This window comes from Planctomyces sp. SH-PL14, from assembly GCF_001610835.1.
In the GTDB taxonomy this organism is placed as follows: domain Bacteria; phylum Planctomycetota; class Planctomycetia; order Planctomycetales; family Planctomycetaceae; genus Planctomyces_A.
In genome coordinates this window covers 1,247,054-1,267,788 of the sequence record NZ_CP011270.1, presented here as the reverse complement: position 1 = coordinate 1,267,788, position 20,735 = coordinate 1,247,054, and the positions used below count along the sequence as shown (strand labels likewise).

Genomic DNA, 20,735 nt, shown 5'->3' with positions numbered 1-20,735 from the left:
GGCCTTCCGATCGGGCGGCGGGTCCTCATCGGCGCGGGCGCTTTCTCAGCCGGACCGGTTTGTAGGCCGAATCCGACGTCGCGAACAGATACCGGACTCCTTCCATGAGATTCGCTCGCGCGGCGGGATGGAGATGGGCTCCCCACGCCGGCCGTTCCTCCCCGCGGAACCAGGCCAGGTGGGCCAGTGCCCAGCCGAACATCGGCGGCGACATGTACTCCGTCCGCTTCACCTTCGTCCCCGGCCAGAGCGAGGTCTGCCCGGCCCAGTTCCGCGGCGAGTTCGCCAGGAAGATCCCGAGTCCGAAGTGGACCACGGTGAGGTCGGTGAGCAGTTCGTTGTCGAAAATCTCGCTCATGATCCGCCCTTCGCCCAGGAGCCGCGCGTGCGCCAGCTCGTGGGCCATGACCCCGACCATGCCGACGGGGTCATGCATCTCCGACGTATCGAGATGGATCAGGAACCGCCCGAACCGCTCCTGGTAAGTTCCGCCGGCGGCCGGCGGCAACGCCTGCCCGGACCCGTTCACGATCCACAGCTGGCTCGTATTGGTGACCAGCTTCAGGTCGACGAGATCCGGAATGACATCCATGTACTCGCAGACCTGATCGAACAGGACGCGGACCGCCTCTTCCGATCCGTCATACGGAGCGGGAAAGAAGTCCGCCGTCGGCAGGACGAGACGGCGGCCGTTGAACGCGGAGTCGTCGAACTCTTCGGCCAGCCATTCGAGGCGCTCTTCGACCCACCCCTTCGCTTCCGGTTCGCACGGACAGGACGGTGGAAACAACCAACTCAGCATGTTGGCCCCGCTGGCTTTGTTCGACCCATTCAAAACATCCGCGTGGATCTGAGTGTGCCCGCCCGATAGCCATCCGGTCAAGCGGCGGGTTGCGACGGGGCTTTCGCCGACGGGTGGTCGGTCGCGGAGTGAGGCTGGATCCCGCTGTCTCGGACAACGTCCTTGCCGGTCAGGCTCCCATTGCTCAAACCCAACGTGCCATGGCCGCCGGGGTCAAGGGGGTCTCACCCCCTTGCCGCCGGAGGCACTTCCATGAGGAACCGCGGCAGACAACGGATGTCCCCTTTGTGGAACCGGCGTTGAGGACTCCCCCAACGTACACCGCTGGCATTGCCATTTCCGCGGGTTGGTGTGGGGGCATACGGCGCGTTGTCCGCGTTTGGACACGTGCTCCTTCAGACAACTTTCGACGGCCAGGCCTCCGGCGGGCAAGGGGCATTCTGCCCCCTGCACCCCCTGACCAGGGTGCCCCTGGACCCGGTTGACCGGGGAAACGATGAACCCCGGGAGCAGCCAGCGCTCCCGGGGTTCATCAGTCAGCGTCCGGTCGGGCTTGGAACGCTCCTCACCGCTTCTCGAACGTCAGCTCGCCGTGCTGGTTGTCGACGTGGATCGTCGCCCCCGCCTCGAACTCGCCTCCCAAAAGCGAATTCGCGAGCGAGTTCTGCAACCGGTTCTGGATCACCCGCTTCAGCGGACGCGCCCCATACACCGGGTCATAACCCTCGTTCGCCAGCAGCGTCTTTGCCGCGTCGGAAACTTCCAGCTTGAAACCGTGGCTCTCCATCTGCTTCTCGAGCTTGGCCAGCTGCAGGTCCACGATCTTCCGGATGTCGTTCCGCTCCAGCGGATGGAACACCACGATCTCGTCGATCCGGTTCAGGAACTCCGGCAGGAACTTGTGCCGCAGCGCCTCCAGGACCCGCTCGCGGATCTGCTCCTCCTCGTCGGTGTCGGTCAGGTCCATGATCGCCTGCGAGCCGACATTCGACGTCATGACGATGATCGAGTTCGTGAAGTCGACCGTCCGCCCCTGCCCGTCCGTCAGACGACCGTCGTCAAGGACCTGCAGCAGGACGTTGAACACGTCCCGATGCGCCTTCTCGATCTCGTCGAACAGGACCACGCAGTACGGCTGCCGGCGGACCGCCTCGGTGAGCCGGCCCCCTTCCTCGTACCCGACATACCCCGGAGGGGCGCCGATCAGGCGGGCCACGGAGTGCTGCTCCATGAACTCGCTCATGTCGATCCGGATCATCGCCCGCTCGTCGTCGAACAGGAACCCGGCCAGCGCCTTGCAGAGCTCCGTCTTCCCGACCCCCGTGGGGCCAAGGAAGATGAAGGAGCCGATCGGGCGATGCTGGTCCTGCAGTCCCGACCGCGAACGGCGGACCGCGTTGGAGACGGCCGTGACCGCCTCCTCCTGGTTGATCATCCGCTTGTGGATCTCGTCCTCCATCCGCAGCAGCTTGTCCCGCTCGGTCTGGAGCATCCGCGCCACCGGAATCCCGGTCCAGGTGCTGACCACCTTTGCGATGTCCTCCGGCGTGACCTCCTCGCGGAGCATCTGCTCCCCGCCGGCGGCGTTCATCTCCGTGAACTTCTTCTGGAGTCCGGCGAGCTTCTGCTCGGCGTCGTTGAGCTTCACCTGGGCCTCGCGGGCCTGCATGTAGTCCGCGTTGGAGTTCGTCGTCCGGGCGCGGGAGAACGCCCGCTCATACTCCTGCTTGAGCTGGTCGATCTGCTCCTGCAGCGGCTTGAGGCCGCTGAGGACTTCCTTCTCCGCCAGCCAGCGGGCCTTGAGGGCGTTGACCTTCTCTTCCCGTTCAGCGATTTCCCGCTTGAGCTCCTCGTGCCGTTCCTTCGACTCCGCGCTCTTCTCCGTTGAGAGCGCCGCCGCTTCGATCTGCATCCGGGTCAGGTTGCGGGTCGCTTCGTCGATCTCGACCGGCATGGAGTCGATCTCCATCCGCAGACGCGACGCCGCCTCGTCGACAAGGTCGATCGCCTTGTCGGGCAGGAACCGGTCGTTGATGTAGCGGTCGGACAGCGTCGCCGCCGAGATCAGAGCATCGTCGGTGATCCGCACCCCGTGGTGGGACTCGTACCGCTCCTTGAGACCGCGGAGGATCGAAATCGTGTCCTCGACGTTCGGTTCCTGGACCATGACCGGCTGGAACCGGCGCTCCAGAGCGGCATCCTTCTCGATGTGCTTCCGATATTCGTCGAGCGTCGTCGCTCCGACGCAGTGCAGCTCCCCGCGGGCGAGAGCCGGCTTCAAGAGGTTCGAGGCGTCCATCGCCCCTTCGGACGCACCCGCGCCGACGACGGTATGGAGCTCGTCGATGAACAGGATCACCCGCCCCTCGGACTGCTCGACCTCCTTGAGGACCGCCTTGAGCCGGTCTTCGAACTCACCGCGGTACTTCGCCCCGGCGATCAGGGCCCCCATGTCGAGGGCGATGACCGACTTGTCCTTGAGGTTCTGCGGCACGTCCCCTTTGACGATCCGGTCCGCCAATCCTTCGACGATGGCGGTCTTGCCGACCCCCGGCTCGCCAATCAGGACGGGGTTGTTCTTCCGCCGCCGGGAGAGGACCTGGATAACGCGGCGGATCTCCTGATCGCGGCCGATGACCGGATCGATCTTGCCGTTGCGGGCCAGCTCGACGAGGTCCTTCCCGTACTTCTTGAGCGCCTGGTACTTCTCTTCGGGATTCTGGTCGGTGACCTGCTGTCCGCCCCGGACCGCCTTGAGCGCGTTCAGGACGTCGGTCTCTTCGACCCCGTTGAGCTGGAGCAGCTTCTTCGCCCCGTCGTCGACCTTCGTGAGCGCGAGGAAAAGATGCTCGGTCGAGACGAAGGAATCCTTCATCTGATCGGCGATCTTCTGCGCGGCGTCGAAGACCTGCATGATCTCGGACGAACCCTGCAGCGAAATGTTCGACCCGCTCGACGACGGCAGCCGGCCGATCTCCGAGTCGATCATCTTCGAAAGCTGAGCGTAGTTGGCGCCGATCTTCTGCAGCAGCGCGCGGGGGACGCTGTCCGGCTCGTCCAGCAGTGTGCGGAGCAGGTGCAGGGGGACGAGCTGCCGGTTCCCCTTGGTCTCGGCGAGATGTTGGGCGGCTTGGACCGCCTCCTGGGATTTGACAGTGAGTTTGTCGGGACGAAACGCCATGGATGTGCCTCCTGGAGGAAGCGACGCTTTGGCGCGCCGCACCCCTGTCCGCCGTCAGATGGCAAACCCTATTCCACACCAGATTCCGCGAGATTCCTCAAGGAAAAGCCGGCGCCATCGGCACGGGACCGGTGTTTAACTCTGTGCGAAATGCCAATGTGGCACTTTCCGGGTTGATTCGCTGTCGACTGAGTGGTGCCAAAATGGCACTTCTCCGGGTCGAAGGTATTCGAGAGGGGATGCTGCGATGGCAGCCCATGGGAATCGCCGGCCAATTGTTGTCTGGCGCCCCTGCGGGACTTATAGTCAAGTCGTCTCTGCTCTCTTCTTGCGGTTTTCACAAAGCCGCGGCGGCGACTTTCATTTTTTCCCTTCGTCCCCTGAATCAAGGAACGTACCGTGAACGACAATGCGCCTGTCGCCCGGTGCCGCAAGGCCGGTTTTACACTCATTGAACTGCTCGTCGTCATCGCGATCATCGCGGTTCTCGTGGCGATCCTGCTCCCCGCCGTCCAGCAGGCCCGCGAGGCGGCCCGCCGGTCGACCTGCAACAACAACCTCAAGCAACTCGGCGTTGCGTTCGCCAACTACGAATCGACGTACGATGTTCTTCCCGTCGGTCGGCAAGGGTGCGACGGAAGCTGCGCGGCCGATCCGAACTACACGTACACGGGGACGAGCGGCTTCGTCGGGCTGCTTCCGTTCATCGATCAGACGGCCCTCTCGAATCTGTTCAACCCCGCCAACCCGCCGAACTGGGACGGCAACACGACCTGGCTGGACGACCCGATCAACAAGCGGATCGTCGTCAGCCGGCCCCCCACCTACGTCTGTCCTTCCGATATCAGCCAGCCGACCGTCAGTCTGACGATCGGGGCGACGACGGCGCCGGTCGCGGTGATCAGCTACGGCCTCAGCGCGGGAACCTACGGTCCCTCGACCGGGACGGGAACAAACGCCAAGTTCGATAACAACGGGATGTTCGTCTACAAGTTCCACAAGAGGGGGCGGGATGCCACCGACGGAATGTCCAACACATTCCTCGCGGGGGAAGTATTGGCTTCCGACAACACCACGAACCCGAACCGCTGGGGCTACTACTCGCGCCACTTTGCCACGTTCCGCAGCACGGAAAACCCGATCAATACCAAGCCGGGTGCCGGCATCCTGTTCAGCGGAAGCAACGCGGCTTTCGGCAGCTACCACGTCGGCGGCGCGCAGTTCGTCTTCGGTGATGGCCGGGTCGAGTTCCTCTCGGAGAACATCTCCCTCCCGGTCTTTCGAGCCCTGTCGACCCGCGCTGGTGGTGAGCAGAATACCGCTCTGTAGCGATACCCGATTGCTCAGATTGGCGACGCCGGACCAGGCTCCGGCGTCGCTTCATTGAATTCTCGTCCTCCTCCAGCCCGCGCTCGGGCTTTGTCAGGATTTCCATGAACCTTCGTTTGCGTCACGCGCCGGTCTTCGGCGCTCTTCTCTGCGGGCTCGCGCTGCTCCCCGGCTGCGGCGAGGGCCGTCCGGCACTCGTCAAAGCGTCCGGCTCGATCATCATCGACGGCAAGGCCCTGGAAAAGGGCTATATCCAGGTCCTGCCGGCGAACGCCCGTCCGGCGACCGCGACGATCAAGCCGGGAGGACAGTTCGTCCTCGGCACCTTCACGGAGGACGACGGCGTCGTTCCGGGGAAGCACAAGGTCACGGTCGTTTCCGTCGACGAAGCGAACGGGATGCGGACCTTTGGCTGCCCCGCATCCTACGGGGATCCCCTGACATCCGGGCTGGAGATCACCGTCGACGAGCCGACCGATACGCTCCTGCTCCAGTTGAGCTGGAAGGGACAGAAGCCGGTCGTTGAGAAGGTCATCAAGGAGTTCTGATCGACTGCGGCTCCCTGCCGCCGTCAGAACCACCGCCGCTTGTCGACCATGTTGACGAGCGGCTCCCCCGCGGCGAACCGGCGGACGTTCTCCAGCAGGACGCCGGTGTGCCGTTCGGCGATCCGCGGGGAGGTTCCGGCGATGTGCGGCGTGAGGATCACGTTCGGCATCCGCCACAGCGGGTGATCGGTCGGAAGAGGCTCGATCTCGAAGACATCGAACGCCGCACCGGCCAGCGTTCCGGCCTGGAGCGCCTCGGTCAGGGCTGTCAGATCGACCAGGACGCCTCGCCCGATGTTGATGAGGTAGGCCGATCGCTTCATCTGCCGAAGCTGCGGCGCCGCGATCATCCGCGCGTTGTCCGAGGCGTGCGGCGCAGCGATGACGACGAAATCGCTCACCCCCAGCAGGTCGCCGAGCCGCTCCAGGGGCCACACCGACTCGATGGCGTCCGTGGCCGTCACCACGGGATCGACGCCGATGACCGTCATCCCGAAGGCCCGGGCCCGCCGGGCGATCTCGGCGCCGATCTGGCCGACTCCGACGACCCCGAGCGTGCAGTCCGCCAGGTGGAGATGGCGGCGGTCGATCTCGTTGACCGTTCCCGGTCCGCTCGTGAACGTCGCCCGCTCCGTTTCACCCCCCACCGGCGCCCAGGTTCCCGTCGCCTGCTGGGCGAGATAGGTGTGGAGGTTCCGCGCAAAGCAGAGGACGAAGCCGAGGACGTGATCGGCGATCACATCCGAGAACAGTCCCCGCATGTTGGTCACGACGCAGGGATGCTCGATCAGCTCCGGGAAGAGGTAGTGTTCCAGGCTCGCCGTGGGGGACTGGACCCACCGCAGTTGCCGGGCCTGCCGGAGAAGTTCCGGTGTGAGCTTGCCGAAGAAGGCGTCCGCATCGCCGATCTCGCGGAGGGCGGTCGGACCATCCTCGGCGTTGACGACGTCCATCCGGCCCGCTGCCTCACGGATCCGGCTCAGGCGAGCGGTCTCGACCGGCGGATGAACAACAAGCTTCAAGATTGGTTTCCCACATCAGCGACCGGCGGCCCACGCATCAGTCACGGAAAGCTGAAGACGGACGATTTCCCGCAACTACCGCGTCACGGCCAGCGGCGGCGGGGGCGGAATCACGGGATTGAGATCGACCGGCGGCGGGGGGGGGAACTTCCCGGCGATCAGGTCGTCGATCAGCGGCGCGATCGCGGCCGCGGGGACCAGGAACGACTCGGTCCGGCCCGCCCGGGCGATGTTGAGTCCGACCACCTTGCCGCTGAGGTCCACGACCGGTCCGCCGCATTCGCCCGGACTCAGGACCATGTCGTGCTGGATGACGGCGGGGAAGTCGGCCCGGCGGTTGCTCAGGGCTCCCCCCATCTGGTTCTGTTCGGCGACCCGCGTCAGGAAGTCGCCGAAGGGGTGCGTGAGCTGCGCCTTGATCGAGACGGGGTCCCCTCGCCGGCGGATCGCCAGGGCGATGACGTCCCCCGGCTGGTGGCGACGGATCTCCCGGACGAGGCTCTCCCGGTCCTTGACCAGCACCTCGCCGATCTGTTCGACGATGTCCCCCGTCAGGACGCCCGCCGCCTCGGCCGCTCCGTTGGCGAAGACTTCATCGATCTCGGCCGGGCCGGGGATCGATTTGAGCCGGATCCCGAGAACGCCCGAGAGCCGCGGAATGCTGCGGCGGGCGACGCTGACAACTCCGGAGGCGATCGGATCCTCGTCGAGTCCGACGGTCGCCAGGAACGTCCCGGGAGCGGGGTCGCGGTCGGCCCACTGGGCCGTCGGAAAGTCTTTGCCTTCGATCTTGAGGAGGCTCAGATCGTGCGTCGGGTCGTATCCGACATGCCGGGCGGCGAACTCCCGTCCGCCGGCCAGCCGGACCGTGATAGTCGCCTCGCCGCCGCGGGCGAGTTCGCTCCCCTTCGTCACAATCCAGCCGTCGGGCCGGACGATGACGCCGTAGGTCGCGTTCGCTCCGTCGCAGGCCACCCGGACGGTCGACTTCCGGGCCTCCCGCGTCGCGTCGCGAAACGCGCCGCGGATCGCGTCAAAGGACTGCTGCTGGATCGGCCGACGCTCACGTCCCGACGCGGCGGACCAGGCCGAAAGAACCAACACCGTCAGCGTCAACCGCAGCACGAGGGGCATTACCCGTTCCTCCTCTGAGTCGCTGTCCGGCAGGCGGAACGCCACGCCTCTGCCAGGCGGGGGCGCTCCCCTGACCGCTCGATCCGGTGCCGACACCGGCCGTTCCGGACGAATTCCAGGACGAGCGTTCGAATTCTACCCCCGCCGTCCGCTCCCGGCATCTCCCGCGAGTCGGAATTGCGGGGGGCGGGGTCGCGAGTGGGGCGAGGGGGGCGATCCGCGGCCGGGGAAAACACCTTCGCAGGGGGGGCCTCCAGCCCGACAACCCTGTGGACCGGTAGGTCGACGGACCGGAGGGCCGCCCTGCGCGTGGTGTTACGGGAGACCGCGGATTCGGACGCCTCTCAGGCGGCTCACCGCAGGGCGGTCTGGCTGTCCGTGGCCCGGTCGGCGACCGGTTCTTCGCGGACGAGGGCCATGGCGACGCCGTCGATGTTCATCAGGGCGACGCGGTGACGCGGCGGAAGGCCGCTGCTGTAGTTCGAATCGATCACGAACGTCGCCACCCGCCCGGCGGTGTCGGTCATCCGGTAGCGGCCCGGCGAGAGCCGCGCCAGCGGCGACGTCTCGACGGTCCGGGTCAGCTCCCGGCTCGCGCGGGCGGACTGCGGCAGGGGGGCTGGCTCCCGCGTGGGGGACGACGGGGAGGTCCGGCGAGCCGCCTGGTCCGCCCATTCGGCGGCGAGTCGCCGCTGGGCATGGGCGTCGCCGCTCCATCCCACGGCGAAGAGCGTGGTGGTCAGGACAAGCAGCACGAGGCTGGTCAGTGATTTGGCGGAGTCGGCCATGTCTCGGTCCCTCGGGCGCGACCCGGTTCGGTCGCACTCCAGAGGGGACTATCGACGGCGAGCTCGGGAGAGATCGATGTCAAACCCGATCGATCGCGAAAGAGACGGCGGCCGCGAAAGAGGTAGCGGTTGTGTCGGATATCGGAGGGCCCAATGGCAAAAGCCCAGGGAGTCCGCATCGCGGCCAACCCTGGGCTCATGGGCTAAGTCGTCTGGAGTCAGTCGAGGGCGATTTCCGTTGCCATCGTGTTCGATCGGCTACTGCGGAACGTAGAGCGGAGCCGGGCAGGTCGGGATCGTCGGGCAGACTTCGATCGTCGTCGGGCAGTAGATCGGAGCGGGGGGACAGACGACCGGGGCCGGGAGCGTGACGGGGGGACACTCGATTGTCGGGGCCGCGGGCGGCGGACAGGGAACGGTGACCGGCAGGGCAACCGGAGCACAGGGGACCGTCTCGACTGCGGGGGCTGCGGGGAGCGCGGGAGCGACCTGGCGGCAATCCCCGAAGCTCACGATTTCGGCCTGAGTCACTTCGCCCTTCTGGCTGAAGAAGGAGCCAGCCGTGTACGCCTTGGTGGTGCCGCAGCCGTAGCCGCACCGCTTCCAGGCGCGGAAGCCGGAGTACGAGTAGCTCTGGTCGAGAGACCGGAGAGCGCAGGCAATGTCGGAGAACTCACCTCCGATGGCATCTCGGACCAGCGTCATGCCGACGACCAGCCCCAGGACACAGAGGGTGGCGATCAGCACCAGTTCGGCGGAGATAATGAAACCGGCTTCATCGTTCCAGAGGGCGCGCAGCGTGCGCATGACAGACTCCATGGGGGCGGATGCGGGGCGAGGGGCGGCGCCGGCGCGGCGAAGAGGCTGGACGAGAGACTCCGGGCAAGACTGAAAGCTGAGCCCGCAGCGGCTCGCACGTCGTCCCGGACCAGTGGCCCACCCGCGGCCAACATGGCCAGGGGGCGGACGCCGTGGGGACTTTCAGTCTTGCCTCGGAAGAACGGCCCGAAGGCCGTCAAGTGGCGGTGTCTCAGGTCGCCACACACGCTCTCGAAGGCCGCCGACACGACAGCCAATTCGTCCAGTGCTGCTCCGGCTGAACAGTGGAAAATCCGTTGCATCCCTGCAAACCGTTGCCATCCTGACAATCGTTACAGATGGCATAACCCGTACCACCGGACCGTCCGCGCCGAGTGTGCCTGTGCCCAAGATTCGATGGCAAAAGACTTTGAGCCCGGAAGTCCGTCTGTAGCGATTGTGCCGGCTGCGCCCGCCCTGTTTCAGGGGCTTAACACTTCGTCAATCGGGTCGTCAGCGCAACGAATCACGCGAACCCGCCGGCCCGGAGCGGCGTCGTTGTCCTGCCGTTGCTGAGTCGAAGCCGGAGTGTTGCGCGCTGGCCCAAGAGCCGGGGTCCAGGGGGTCACCCCTGGTGGGGCGTGCAGAGGGGCAAGGCCCCTTTGCCCGCCGGAGGCCCTCTCGTCGAGAGATGTCCGAAGGAGTGCGTGCTCAAGCGCGAACGCCGTGTCGTATGCCCCCTCACCAACCCGCGGGGATTGCAAAGCGAGCGTGGAGTCCTCAACGCCGGTCCCCCAAAGGGGACGTCCGTTGCTTACCACGGTTCCTCATAGAAGTGCCTCCGGCGGCAAGGGGGTGAGACCCCCTTGACCCCAGCTGCCGTGGCACGTTGGGTTTGAGCGATGAGAGTCCGTCCGGCAAGGACGCGGTTTGAGCCCATCCGCCGCCTGGACCCCACGCCGCCTCCCCCGCAAAACACACCCTGTCCCTTGGCCCGCTATGCCCGCTCCCGCCTGGTCCATCGATGACTACACGCGTCCGGTCGATCACGCGACGCCGTTCCCCGAGCTGACCGACTGGGTCTACCGCACCGTCTGCCGGCAGACGCTCGACCGTCCCGGCTTCTGCGTCCTGACGCTGCCGGCGACGGAGACGTCGCTGCGGATGAGAGACCGCCTGGTGGCCCTGACGCGAGCGCTCTCGGACCGACACCTGCGGGAGACCGGAGAGGAGCTGATCTACCAGTCGGCGACGCGGTTCGACCAGCAGGGAACCACGAAGCTGCACCGAGACGGCGGTCCGGAGAACTGCTTTCTGATGCTGGGATGCGAGCCGTCGACCGTCGAGAGCGAAGTGGCGGTCGCGGACTTCTCCGCCTGCGCCGGGGACCAGGGGCTCTCGGAGCAGGAACTCCTCGACCGGCACAACCCGATGTTTTACGAAGGGGAGGAGCGGCTCCGGCCGTACACGATCCGCCTGGACTCGTTCCGCCCGGAGGGGGCGCAGATCGTCTGCGTCAACAACTCGCTCCGGTCGACGACGGACCGGCCCTGGAGCTGGAAGGGGATGCTGCACACGGCGCGGATCCTCCGGCCGGACCCGCTCCAATCCCGCGTCATCAACTCGACGCTGATCGTCTCCGTGCCGATCGGAACGGCCCCGTTCCTGACGGACGGGGAGATCGAAGAGTTCCGGACCACGAAGTCGGTCCACCGCCGCCGGTACTGAGCGAGGCGAATGGATTCAAGACGAAGCCAAACGCCGTGCTACCGGCTGTGCGCTCCGGCTTCCTCGTCCTCCATGTCCGGAACCCGGCGCCCCGCGCTGTACAGGCCGAAGCCGAGCAACGCGACGAGGAGGACGATCACGGCCCCCAGGACCACGGGATCGTTCAGGAGCTCTTTGAAGGTCTTCGCAGGGGCCTCGATGGGAGCCGAACTCGCCACGACGGGGCCGGTCTTTCCCGGAAGGGGCGTCGCCCCGGTGGCGAGCGCCTGATGAATCGAGACGACGTCGTACTCGGGAGGGGAGATCCGGTCGGCCCCGAAATGGAGCTCGTACAGGTTGGCCGGGTCGGCGATGAACACCAGCTCGTGGACCCGGCCGCGGGCTTTGACGCCCGTGATCGGAAGCGGGCTGTTGTCCCGGTCGACGATCTCGATCCGATACCGGTTCTGGCGGTCGGACTGGACCGGGAGCGTCATCTCCTCCTTGCTCTTTCCCTGGAAGGTGAAGCGGGAGAGCGATCCCATGCCGACGCGGGCCCATTCATTCCGCTGCGGCCGGAAGACGTCGACGACCGCGTTCCGGTGGAAGTTCCGGGCGGATGACTCGAGCGTCAACGACGTGATCGGCTCGCGGTTCGCTTCGATCGTGACGATCGTCTCCTTCTGCTCCGGATTCTGCGTCACTTCGAAGGAGTTGACCGGATAGTCGACGGTCGCGTCGCCGTCGGGATCCTCCCGTTCCGTTTCCGCCCAGATCATCACCCGGTCGATCCGCAGCGATCGGTCGACCACCGACTGCCGTTCCTCGATCCGTTCCCGCTTCCCCTCCAGGAACTGGTGCGTCAGCTCCTTGAGCTCCGACTTCTGCTTACTCGTGGGGCTGTCGATCCGGACGAGGAACCGCGTCGTCCCGTCCCCCGGCAGGCGAATGCTGGTCTCCCGCAGGTCCATGTACCGCGAGTAGTCAAAGATCACCGTCTCGGCGAGCAGACGGGTCTCGTCGGCTCCGTCGAAGACCTGGACCCGGAACTCGAAATCGCGGAGGGGGATCGAAAGCGTCAATCCATTGGGATTGGGACCGTCGTACCGCTCCCCGGCGGAGAACCGCAGCTCGAGCGTTCCATCCTCGGGGAGCTTGAGCGTCACGTCCTGGGCCCGCGTCGACCGCACCGTGCGGGTCAGCTTGGTCTGAACCTGCGGGCGGAGGAGATACGGGACGACGTGGCCCTCTTTGTCCAGGATCTGCAAGTCGCTGAGCGCCTCGTTCGTCGCGGCATACACCGCGGCATCGAGCGGGACGGCGACGAGTTCTTCCCGCGTGATCGCCGGGAGGTCAATCTTCCGGGCCGACTGAAAGCGGAGTTCGTCTCCGGCGGCGGAGGCCGAAGCGGCCAGGCCGCCGAGCCAAAGGGGGACGAGCCAGAGGGCCGCGATCCCGCCGATGCATGTCGAGAGGAGTCTCATACAGGTTCCCCGGGTTCGTCCGCCTCGGCCGTGGCGAACGTCTGACGATACTGCAGGTACAGGAACGAGCCGCTCAGGACGATCACCCCCAGGATGATAAACGCCACGATCCGATAAATCTGGTCGAGCTGGCTCAGGTCGACGAAGAACACCTTGGCGGCCACGATCGCGAAGAGCAGGAGACCGACGTACCGCAGGCCGCGGACGTTCCGGCGGATCCCCACCAGCACGAAGACCAGGGCGTAGATCGACCACAGGATCGAGATTCCGCCATAGCGGAGCTCCTCTAGGTAGCTGTGGAGGAAGGTGTTGAGCTCGAGAGTCGTGAAGAGGAACAGCATCCCGACCGAGAGAACGCCGGACGAGACCCCGAAGCCCGGCTCGACGTCGTTCCCCTTGACCCGGGTGGCGACCCAGGCGAGCAGGGCGATGATGAGGCCGAAGTCGAACAGCCGCAGCCCGGCCGCGCGGACGCTGTAGGCCCCGTCGTACCACAGCCGGTCCGAGAGTTCCCAGGAGGGGAGGTCGAAGTAGAACAACTTCACGATCGCTCCCAGGCCGAACAGGGCTCCGAGAGCGAAGAACGCGGCATTGGCGGTGCGGTTGTATTGCCGGATCAGGAAGGCGGACATCGCGACCCACAGGACCGTCAGGACGGGGAGCCGGAAGTCGGGGACAAGGTCGCCGAAGGTCCGGCTGAGTTCGAGGTGCAGCGAGAGGAACAGTCCCCCGGCCGCCAGAACAAGGAGCGTCGCCGCCGCCCCGTTTCGCGAGACGACCTCCGACATGTCGCTCTCGCCGTCGACCGCCAGCGCCCCGCGGGAGGGCATGTGGGTCAGGAGGCGGGAGGCGGCGGCGATCGACCCGATCGGGACGCCGAACATGACGACGCGGGAGAGGAGCAGCCGCCAGTAGTCCGCCAGCGGGACGGCGGTGATCGCTCCCTGCGGATAGTTCGCCGGCAGGTCGAGGAACGAGAACCGGTAGATCACGATCGCGTACAGCAGGTACGCGATGTGGCGGAGGAACTGGCTGTCGAGCTTGGCGGAGATCCACAGCAGGATCAGGGCCTGGATCGACCAGCTCACCGTGAGCCAGGCGTCCGACAGCACCAGCGGAATCGTGATCGTCAGGAAGAAGGCGGCCAGGCCGATGAAGCTCAGCATCAGCTCGCGATCGAGGATCTTTCGCGCGAGGCCGTAGTAGACGTGAAGGATGTAGAACGCCGCCAGGCCGAGCGTGAGGGCGGCGGTCCATTCCCGGCCATGCTGCATCTCGATCAGGCGGAAGGCGGTGACGAAGTAGACCCCCGCGTTCCCGAACAGGACCAGGAGATCGAGAAGGTTCGACTTCACCCGGTTCCGCAGGTTGTAAACGAAGACCATCGTCGAGAAGAGGACGAAGAAGCCGGTCAGGAACGCCAGGACTTCCTGGAAGTGGACCGGCTGGTAGCCGCGGAGGGCCGCCAGAGCCAGCGCCCAGTTGCAGGTCAGGCTCAGGTAGTTCAGCAGCGGCCAGCGTTTGTGCGCGCACACGCCCAGCACCCCGAGGCCGAGGATCGTCATGTAGCCGTACAGGCCGGTGAAGTTGACCACGCCCGTATCGAGCATGATCGGCGTCCCGTAGCCTCCCAGGACCCCCAGGATGGCGACGAGCTTCGAGTGGAAGCGGACGGCGAGCCATCCCGAGAGGGCCGTGACGCCGATCATCAGTCCGAAGGCGACCGGCATCTCGATGAGATGGTAAAAGTTGGCCGCCGCGAAGACGGTGAAGTAGAGGGTGGCGATCCCGCCCCCCATCAGCCCCTGGCCGAAGATGTGGAACTTGCCGCCCAAAAGCCGCACGCCGCCGATCAGCAGCCCGAGGCCGGCGATCGTCGACAGGCCGACGCGGCCGATCGGCGTGATGAGGTCGCGCTCGATCGAGTACTTCAGGAAGAAGCCGATCCCGACGACGAGGAGGACGATCCCGATCCGCAGCAGCCACTGGCTGGCGAAGGCGTACTCGAAGGAGACCCCCTTGGGGATGTTGTCCTCGCCGACGATGAACCAGTTCCAGATCTTCCGCATCGCCTCGAAGGCATCCTGCTCGAACCGGCTGGGCTGACGAGGCGGGACCGGCGCGGACCGTTGGACGGGAACGGAGTTCGGACGGCGCGGAGACTGGGGGGCGGCGCGTGTCGAGCCACGGTATGGGGGAGATGCCGGAGCCGCCGGGCGGACTGGATCGGGAATCGGGGGAGGAGAGGCGGCGGGCCGCAGCGGCGCGGCGGGTTCGATCGGCGGCGGACTGGGCTCACCGATGATGTGCTGATTCAGGGCGGGAACGGCCTCAGAGGCTCGTTCGGGCTTGTTCTCCGCGGCCGCGTTCAGGGCGCTCGAATCCATCGCCGCAGTTCCGACTTCCGCTTCGATCGGCGGAGCAGTTTCCATCACCGGAGGGGAGGCAGGAGCCGCTGCGGGAGTGGGAACGGGAGGCGGAGGAACGGGAGGAGCGGCCGCGTGGGGTGGCGAAGGTTCGTCGGAGCGGGTGAAGCTCCCGCCGTCTGCGAGTCGTTTCATCAGGGAGGACTGTTCATCCAGCCGGTCCTGGACGCGGCGGAACTTGGTGTTGACCTCCGTCCGGAGCTGGTCCTGGCCGTGGTAGAGTTTGATGAGCGTGACGAGCAGCGCAATTGGAAATCCCAATACAATCGCGGCACCCGTCAGAAACAGACAGAGTTCTTCCATCATTCCCTCACGACACGGACCTCACGTCTGTTCTGGCGTGGGAAATCGCAGGACATCACGCCAATTGCCTCCCGGCGCGTCCGATTCTTCGAAGTTTTTCCGAAGGGGGCCGCCGGGAGAGCGGTGAGGGCGGAAGAGGAGCCGAGAGGAGACTGTGCCGAACCGGGTCCAGGGGGACCCTGGTGGGGGATGCAAGGGGGCAACGCCCTCTTGCCCGCCGGAGGCTGACCGTCGAGAGACGTCTGAAGAAGAGCGTACCCAGGCGCGGAAAACGTGTCGGATGCCCCCTCACCAGCCCGCGGGGATTGCAACGCGAGCGGTGTAGTTGGAGGGGGTCCTCAATGCTGGTACCACAAAGCGGACATCCGTTGTTTCCCACGGTTCCTCATAGAAGTGCCTCCGGCGGCAAGGGGGTGAGACCCCCTTGACCCCAGGTTGCCGTGGCACGATGGGTTTGACTTGGCATCGCCGCGCCGGCAAGGACGCGGTTCGAGCCAGCAGGGGAAGCCGTTTCACCCACCGCCATCCGGCGACGGCATCGCCGGGCGTACAGCAGGGGCCGCATCTCCCGACGTCTCCGCCGTTCCTTCAATCTGCCCCAGAGCCCACGCGGCCGCCTCCCGCACAAGCAGTTCCGGATCAGAAAGAGATCGTTTCAACTGAGGAACAGCCCCGGCGTCCTTCTGGTTCCCGAGCGCAATCGCCGCATTCCGGGCGATCCCCCGCCGCCCCGGCCGCGCCAACGGCGTGTGCCCGAACTCCCTCGCAAACTCCTCCTCAGAGAGCTCCAGCAGCCGCGTCAGTTCGACCGGCCGCGTCCCCTCCCGCGGCGCAAAGACCGGTTCAGCCGACCGCGGGGCCTTGCGGTTCCAGGGGCAGACCTCCTGGCAGATGTCACACCCGAAAATCCAGTCCCCCATCCCCTCCCGCAGCGGCACCGGGACGGGATCGTCTTTCAGCTCGATGGTCAGATACGAGATGCACTTACGGGCGTCGAGGACATACGGCTCGGGAAAGGCGTCCGTCGGACACGCGTCGAGGCAGCGGGTGCAGGTGCCGCAATGGGCAGTCTCGTGCGGCGTGTCGGGCGCCAGGTCCACGTCGGTGAGGATCGCGGAGAGAAAGAAAAAACTCCCGTGGCGGCGGTTCAGGAGCATCGTGTTCTTCCCGAACCAGCCGAGTCCGCTCCGCCGGGCGAAGTCCCGCTCCAGGAGCGGCGCGGTGTCGACCGCCAGCCGCGTCCGGCATCCCGGCCGCGCCGCATGGAGGGCATCGGAGAGGGGCCGCATCCGATCCCGCAGCAGGTCGTGGTAGTCGGCGTCCCCCCAGGCATAACAGGAGACCTGTCCGGCGCCCGGTCGATTCGGGGCGCGGTCTTCGGTCCGGAAGGTCATCGCCAGCATCAGGACCGAGCGGACCGTCGGGAGGACCGACGCGGGATGCTCGTACGCTTTCTCCCGCCGGGGGAGGTAATGCATCTCTCCGGCGAAGCCTGCCTTGAGCCACGCCTGAAACGGGCCGAACCCGTCCGGCTCGACCGCCGGTGCCACCCCGGCCAGACAGAACCCCTGGGCGGCGGCGAGCGTTTTGAGGTGCCCGGTCAGCCCCTCGCGGGTGCTCAACTCCGGCGTCGTGGAGGCCGGTCCGGGCGAAGCGGGGAGCGTCATGGGGTGGCGGTTCGCTTCTGCGTGAACAACCACTCGTAGAGTTCAGGCGTCGCGAAGGCGTTGTTCCAGCTGTCGTGCGCGACGTCCGGATACTCGGTGTACCGTGGCGTCGCGCCGATCTTCTTGAGCGTTTCGACCGCCTCGCGGGACCGCTCCACGCGGACGGTCGTGTCCTTCGCGCCGTGGAACAGCCAGAGCGGAATGTCCTTGGCCACGATCACCCGCGACAGGTCCGCGCCGCCGCAGACGACGACGCCCGCCGCGAACCGCTTCGGATTGCGGATGAGGAGGTCCCAGGTCCCGAAGCCCCCCATCGAGAGTCCCGCGGCGTACTCGCGGTCGACGTCGACCGGCAGCTCCTTCTCCAGGCGATCGAGCAGGCCGATGACGAGCTTGTGGTTCAGGTTCGGCATCTCCGGCATCCGCGGCTGGGGGGAGTCCCAGGGGATGTCGACCCACATCGTCTTGTCCGGGCACTGCGGGACGACGACGAAGCACGGGTGGTCCTTCCGGAACTGGCCGTCGAGGAAGACCGACATCCCGTGGACGAGCTGCTTCTCGTTGTCCGTCCCCCGCTCCCCGGCGCCATGCAGGAACACGACGACAGGGTACTTCTTTCCGGATTCGACGTTGGCCGGCTTCAGCAGGCGATAGGGGAGAGACGCCCCTTCCGCTTCGAAGACATGCTTTTCGAACGAATCTTTGTTCACGGATTCCCCGGCCGAGAGCGTACTACAGAACAACAGGGTGCACAGGAGGACTCGCACGATTGGACTTCCTTGAATTGTCCGCAGCCGCGGACGGGACGTCGAACGCGACGAGACAGGCTGATGGGTGACAGATCGTATCGTCGGCGGTGTCCGGTGACAGGGCAACCGTGACGATCGATGCCTGAATGGTCCGGCCTCCCGCCGGACGAGTCCCGCGGGTTGAGTCTTCCACTCTCCGCACTCTGACGAACCGAATTCCGAACGGTCCCTCGCTGCGGTCGACGCGGAGCGGACGTTCTCCCGATCTCTCCCGCGCGGCAGCGGTGACGGCCGCGCTGATGGATTTCCTTGCCGGGGATTTTGTCTTTCCCGGCGGTTCTGCGGCGCCGCTGCGCGCCGATCCGGCCCCGGGAACGCGGGGCAGTCCTCAATGGAGTTGTTTCATGCGTCGTCATCATCACTCTCATCGACACGGCTTCACGCTCATCGAGCTGCTGGTCGTCATCGGGATCATTGCGGTCCTGGTGGCGATCCTGCTCCCCGCCGTCCAGCAGGCCCGCGAGGCGGCCCGCCGCAGCACCTGCCGGAACAACCTCAAGCAACTCGGCCTGGCGGTCATGAACTACGAGTCGACCTTCCGCCGCTTTCCGAGCAGCGGCAAAGGGGTCGACATGATCGCCAGCGGTTCGCAGTTCTCGACCCAGCGGCTCGGCTCCGCGCCCGGGACGCCGAACTGGGACACCACCGGCAACTCGACGCGGTACGAGCCCGCGTTCGATCCGCATTCGACGTTCACCTCGATCCTCCCCTACATGGATGGAGGCCCGATCTACAATTCCATGTTCATGGGGGCGGCCTACAACTCGACGCTGACCCCGACTACGAACCAGAACATCAGCGCCGCCAAGACCAAGATCGCTCTCCTTCTCTGCCCGAGCAACGGGGCGATGACCGACGACACTCAGGGGTACGGCCAGGTCGACTATGGCGCGACGAGCTACACCGACATTGAGACGACGGGGGCCACGGCCGACGTCGGCAAGGTGAAGCTCCCGAACCCGACCGGTTCGCCGCCGTCGCCTGGGAGCCGCCGCGTGGGGGCGCTCGGGCTGGGGGGGACGCCGATCGGGCTCCTCACGGACGGGACGAGCAACACCATCCTGATCGCGGAGGCGGCGGGCCGGCAGTGGGCGGTCGCCAATGCGTCGAGCGCCTTTGGAGCGGGAGCGGACAACAATCCGGGGGCGAGCGGCCAGGGGTGTGGCTCGGGGAACAATGAGCGGTGCCCCAACCGCTGGGGGGATCCGGCGAATGCGATCGGCGTGAGCGGCCAGTGTAACGGCCCGATGCCGGCTCCGTCCTCTTCGGCCTATGGTTCGCCGGGGCGGGTTATCAACAACAGCAATCGCCCGATGGGGGGCGGTGCGAACGCATGGAGCACGAAGAACTGTGGTCCCAACGACGAGATTTTCAGCTTCCACACCGGCGGCGCCCAGGCGGTGTTCGGTGACGGAGCGGTCCGGTTCTTGAGCGAGAATATGGATGCCGGCCTTCTCGGCAAGCTGGTGGCCCGGGCGGATGGCGAGCAGGTCGACATTCCGCAGTGATCGGGCGTCGCGTCCTATCTGTGTGCATCTGCGTTCATCTGTGGCCGATTTTCTTAGCCACAGATCAACACGGATAAACACAGATGAAGACAATGACTTGAGACCATCGTGATCCCCTCCGTTCCAGTCGGCCGGAACTGTCACCATCCGGCCGGCGGCGAGACCTTCCACGGACGTCAGTGGAAGGTCTTTGTGTTTTGAGGGGCCGCTCGCTCGAACCGCGTTCGTGCCGGCACGGCTATGCCACGTCAAACCCAACGTGCTACGGCCACTGGGGTCAAGGGGGTCTCACCCCCTTGCCGCCGGAGGCCTCTTCTATGCGGAACCGTGGGATACAACGGGCGTCCGCTTTGTGGAACCAGCGTTGAGGCCCCCTCAACCCACACCGCTTGTTTTGCAATCCCCGCGGGTTAGGTGAGGAGCCATCCGGCACGTTGTCCGCGTTTGGAAACGCCCTCCTTCAGACATCTCTCGACGGCCAGGCCTCCGGCGGGCAAGAGGGCTTCGCCCCCTTGCATCCCCCACCAGGGGTGACCCCCTGGACCCCGGTGACAGAGTCGAGGCGAACCTTCCCTGGCGATAGGATGTCCGGCGCCGCATCCATCCCCGCGTTCTCTCCCCACCACCGGCCGGAGCTTCCCATGCCATTCGACGACCTCATCTCCGAATACCTTCGTGGCCCCCAACTCCTCCGCGACGCCATCCAGGGAATGACCCCCGCCCAACTCGACGCCGCTCCCGTCCCGGGAAAATGGTCGACACGGCAACTCATCTGCCACATCGCAGACTTCGAGCCAATCTACGCTGACCGCATGAAACGGATCGTCGCCGAAGACAAGCCGAAGATGATGAGCGGCGACCCAGACCAGTTCGCCGCAAAGCTCGCCTACCCCACCCGCGACCTCAACGTAGAACTCGAGTTGATCGACGTTTGCCGGAAGCACGTCGCGTCGATCCTCAAAGCCCTCCCGGAAGAAGCGTTCCAACGGGCCGGGATCCACTCGGCCGATGGCGAGATCACCCTCGAAACGCTGCTCCGCCGCATTACGCGGCACATCCCCCACCACGCCCAGTTCATCGCGGAGAAGCGGAAGGCGCTGGGACCCGCTTAATCGCCAATGGATCTCTGCTTTGTAACCCATTTGGCACAAGTGAGTTGTGGCGACGCTGGATTCGCATTGCCGCGGAGTGACGGGACGAGATAAAAACCTTGAGCAAACAGGTTGGGG

At 65.9% G+C, this 20,735-nt stretch carries 15 protein-coding genes; 5 read left to right on the top strand and 10 right to left on the bottom strand.

What is annotated here, in order from left to right; genetic code table 11:
* Positions 1 to 25: 25 nt before the first annotated feature.
* Both VT03_RS04990 and clpB read right to left on the bottom strand, forming a co-directional pair.
* Positions 26 to 802, bottom strand: a complete 777-nt coding sequence (locus VT03_RS04990; RefSeq protein WP_075091972.1) for a hypothetical protein — start codon at positions 800 to 802, stop codon at positions 26 to 28.
* Between the two features lie 565 nt (positions 803 to 1,367).
* Positions 1,368 to 3,983 (bottom strand): ATP-dependent chaperone ClpB, encoded by a 2,616-nt coding sequence (clpB, locus tag VT03_RS04985; RefSeq protein ID WP_075091971.1) that lies wholly within the window; start codon positions 3,981 to 3,983, stop codon positions 1,368 to 1,370.
* A gap of 399 nt (positions 3,984 to 4,382) precedes the next feature.
* Between clpB and VT03_RS04980 the strand changes: the two genes are divergently transcribed.
* Positions 4,383 to 5,312 carry a DUF1559 domain-containing protein gene (locus tag VT03_RS04980; RefSeq protein ID WP_075091970.1) on the top strand — a complete coding sequence of 310 codons (930 nt, stop codon included), beginning with the start codon at positions 4,383 to 4,385 and terminating at the stop codon, positions 5,310 to 5,312.
* Positions 5,313 to 5,416: 104 nt separating this feature from the next.
* Positions 5,417 to 5,860, top strand: coding sequence for a hypothetical protein (locus tag VT03_RS04975; protein ID WP_156514300.1), 444 nt, complete (start codon positions 5,417 to 5,419; stop codon positions 5,858 to 5,860).
* A gap of 23 nt (positions 5,861 to 5,883) precedes the next feature.
* Here the strand turns inward: VT03_RS04975 and VT03_RS04970 are convergent, their stop codons facing one another.
* From VT03_RS04970 to VT03_RS04955, 4 genes are all read right to left on the bottom strand, one after another.
* Positions 5,884 to 6,882, bottom strand: coding sequence for a D-2-hydroxyacid dehydrogenase (locus VT03_RS04970; RefSeq protein ID WP_075091968.1), 999 nt, complete (start codon positions 6,880 to 6,882; stop codon positions 5,884 to 5,886).
* 75 nt (positions 6,883 to 6,957) lie between these two features.
* On the bottom strand, positions 6,958 to 8,016 hold the full coding sequence (locus tag VT03_RS04965) for a S1C family serine protease (RefSeq protein ID WP_075091967.1): 1,059 nt from the start codon (positions 8,014 to 8,016) through the stop codon (positions 6,958 to 6,960).
* 353 nt (positions 8,017 to 8,369) lie between these two features.
* Positions 8,370 to 8,804 carry a hypothetical protein gene (locus VT03_RS04960; RefSeq protein WP_075091966.1) on the bottom strand — a complete coding sequence of 145 codons (435 nt, stop codon included), beginning with the start codon at positions 8,802 to 8,804 and terminating at the stop codon, positions 8,370 to 8,372.
* Between the two features lie 258 nt (positions 8,805 to 9,062).
* Complete coding sequence (locus VT03_RS04955) at positions 9,063 to 9,611, bottom strand: hypothetical protein (protein WP_075091965.1); 549 nt, start codon at positions 9,609 to 9,611, stop codon at positions 9,063 to 9,065.
* A gap of 990 nt (positions 9,612 to 10,601) precedes the next feature.
* Here VT03_RS04955 and VT03_RS04950 point away from each other — a divergent pair.
* Positions 10,602 to 11,330 carry a hypothetical protein gene (locus tag VT03_RS04950; RefSeq protein ID WP_075091964.1) on the top strand — a complete coding sequence of 243 codons (729 nt, stop codon included), beginning with the start codon at positions 10,602 to 10,604 and terminating at the stop codon, positions 11,328 to 11,330.
* 38 nt (positions 11,331 to 11,368) lie between these two features.
* Here the strand turns inward: VT03_RS04950 and VT03_RS04945 are convergent, their stop codons facing one another.
* From VT03_RS04945 to VT03_RS04930, 4 genes are all read right to left on the bottom strand, one after another.
* Positions 11,369 to 12,793, bottom strand: coding sequence for a DUF3999 family protein (locus VT03_RS04945; protein ID WP_075091963.1), 1,425 nt, complete (start codon positions 12,791 to 12,793; stop codon positions 11,369 to 11,371).
* On the bottom strand, positions 12,790 to 15,480 hold the full coding sequence (locus VT03_RS04940; RefSeq protein ID WP_156514299.1) for a DUF2339 domain-containing protein: 2,691 nt from the start codon (positions 15,478 to 15,480) through the stop codon (positions 12,790 to 12,792). Before VT03_RS04940 ends, VT03_RS04945 begins: the two co-directional genes overlap by 4 nt.
* Before the next feature lie 554 nt (positions 15,481 to 16,034).
* Positions 16,035 to 17,222: a tRNA epoxyqueuosine(34) reductase QueG gene (queG, locus tag VT03_RS04935; RefSeq protein ID WP_197489197.1), complete on the bottom strand. Its 1,188-nt coding sequence runs from the start codon at positions 17,220 to 17,222 to the stop codon at positions 16,035 to 16,037.
* Entirely contained in the window at positions 17,186 to 17,956 is a 771-nt protein-coding gene (locus VT03_RS04930) for an alpha/beta hydrolase-fold protein (protein WP_197489196.1), read from the bottom strand. The genes queG and VT03_RS04930 overlap by 37 nt, the downstream gene beginning before the upstream one ends.
* 386 nt (positions 17,957 to 18,342) lie before the next feature.
* On the opposite strand from VT03_RS04930, the gene VT03_RS04925 reads away from it, so the two are divergent.
* Positions 18,343 to 19,506, top strand: a complete 1,164-nt coding sequence (locus VT03_RS04925; RefSeq protein ID WP_075091960.1) for a DUF1559 domain-containing protein — start codon at positions 18,343 to 18,345, stop codon at positions 19,504 to 19,506.
* A gap of 641 nt (positions 19,507 to 20,147) precedes the next feature.
* Complete coding sequence (locus tag VT03_RS04920; protein WP_075091959.1) at positions 20,148 to 20,618, top strand: DinB family protein; 471 nt, start codon at positions 20,148 to 20,150, stop codon at positions 20,616 to 20,618.
* The last annotated feature ends 117 nt before the right edge of the window (positions 20,619 to 20,735 follow it).

What these genes read in the sequence shown, in the direction of transcription:
- VT03_RS04990 (WP_075091972.1), bottom strand. Translation starts at nt 802, where the DNA reads ATGCTGAGTTGGTTGTTTCCACCGTCCTGTCCGTGCGAACCGGAAGCG.
- clpB (WP_075091971.1), bottom strand. Translation starts at nt 3,983, where the DNA reads ATGGCGTTTCGTCCCGACAAACTCACTGTCAAATCCCAGGAGGCGGTC.
- VT03_RS04975 (WP_156514300.1), top strand. Translation starts at nt 5,417, where the DNA reads ATGAACCTTCGTTTGCGTCACGCGCCGGTCTTCGGCGCTCTTCTCTGC.
- VT03_RS04965 (WP_075091967.1), bottom strand. Translation starts at nt 8,016, where the DNA reads ATGCCCCTCGTGCTGCGGTTGACGCTGACGGTGTTGGTTCTTTCGGCC.
- VT03_RS04960 (WP_075091966.1), bottom strand. Translation starts at nt 8,804, where the DNA reads ATGGCCGACTCCGCCAAATCACTGACCAGCCTCGTGCTGCTTGTCCTG.
- VT03_RS04955 (WP_075091965.1), bottom strand. Translation starts at nt 9,611, where the DNA reads ATGCGCACGCTGCGCGCCCTCTGGAACGATGAAGCCGGTTTCATTATC.
- VT03_RS04950 (WP_075091964.1), top strand. Translation starts at nt 10,602, where the DNA reads ATGCCCGCTCCCGCCTGGTCCATCGATGACTACACGCGTCCGGTCGAT.
- VT03_RS04945 (WP_075091963.1), bottom strand. Translation starts at nt 12,793, where the DNA reads ATGAGACTCCTCTCGACATGCATCGGCGGGATCGCGGCCCTCTGGCTC.
- VT03_RS04925 (WP_075091960.1), top strand. Translation starts at nt 18,343, where the DNA reads ATGCGTCGTCATCATCACTCTCATCGACACGGCTTCACGCTCATCGAG.
- VT03_RS04920 (WP_075091959.1), top strand. Translation starts at nt 20,148, where the DNA reads ATGCCATTCGACGACCTCATCTCCGAATACCTTCGTGGCCCCCAACTC.